Origin of the sequence: Clostridium sp. D46t1_190503_E9 (assembly GCF_015555225.1) — a bacterium.
GTDB lineage: Bacteria > Bacillota > Clostridia > Clostridiales > Clostridiaceae > Clostridium.
On sequence record NZ_JADNKB010000031.1, the window covers coordinates 1 to 1335 of the forward strand.

1 rRNA gene (only partly in view) is annotated in these 1335 nt (G+C 52.9%); it reads right to left on the reverse strand.

Annotated elements, in window-relative coordinates:
• Positions 1–6 precede the first annotated feature (6 nt).
• Positions 7–1335, reverse strand: a 23S ribosomal RNA gene (locus I2E83_RS17880) (it continues 1576 nt past the right edge of the window).

The window sequence follows — 1335 nt, forward strand, 5'->3', positions numbered from 1 at the left end:
TTTTTATTGGTCAAGCCCTCGACCTATTAGTATCAGTCAGCTAAATATGTTACCACACTTACACCTCTGACCTATCAACCTTGTGTTCTTCAAGGGGTCTTACTAGCTTATGCTATGGGAAATCTCATCTTGAGGGGGGCTTCACGCTTAGATGCTTTCAGCGTTTATCCCTTCCCGACTTAGCTACCCAGCTATGCTCCTGGCGGAACAACTGGTGCACCAGAGGTCAGTCCATCCCGGTCCTCTCGTACTAAGGACAGCTCCTCTCAAATTTCCTACGCCCGCGACGGATAGGGACCGAACTGTCTCACGACGTTCTGAACCCAGCTCGCGTGCCGCTTTAATGGGCGAACAGCCCAACCCTTGGGACCTACTACAGCCCCAGGATGCGACGAGCCGACATCGAGGTGCCAAACCTCCCCGTCGATGTGGACTCTTGGGGGAGATCAGCCTGTTATCCCCGAGGTAGCTTTTATCCGTTGAGCGATGGCCCTCCCACGAGGTACCACCGGATCACTAAGCCCGACTTTCGTCCCTGCTCCACTTGTGGGTGTCGCAGTCAGGCTCCCTTCTGCCTTTGCACTCTTCGAACGATTTCCGACCGTTCTGAGGGAACCTTTGGGCGCCTCCGTTACTTTTTAGGAGGCGACCGCCCCAGTCAAACTGCCCACCTAACAATGTCCCGTCACCAGATTCATGGCGTCCGGTTAGAATCCCAATACTGTCAGGGTGGTATCCCAAGGGTGACTCCACTAAGGCTGACGCCCTAGCTTCTCAGTCTCCCACCTATCCTGTACAGACAATATCGAAACTCAATGCTAAGCTACAGTAAAGCTCTACGGGGTCTTTCCGTCCAATCGCGGGTAGCGAGCATCTTCACTCGCACTACAACTTCGCCGGATTTGCAGTTGAGACAGTGCCCAAGTCATTACGCCATTCGTGCGGGTCAGAACTTACCTGACAAGGAATTTCGCTACCTTAGGACCGTTATAGTTACGGCCGCCGTTTACTGGGGCTTAAGTTCACACCTTCGCTTGCGCTAAGTGTTCCCCTTAACCTTCCAGCACCGGGCAGGCGTCAGCCCCTATACATCAGCTTACGCTTTAGCAGAGACCTGTGTTTTTGCTAAACAGTTGCTTGGGCCTATTCTCTGCGGCCTGCTCTCACAGGCACCCCTTCTCGCGAACTTACGGGGTCAATTTGCCTAGTTCCTTAACTGCAATTCTTCCGATGGCCTTAGGATTCTCTCCTCATCTACCTGTGTCGGTTTGCGGTACGGGCACTACTTCTCTCTCTAGATGCTTTTCTTGGAAGCATGGAATCAGATACTTCGGT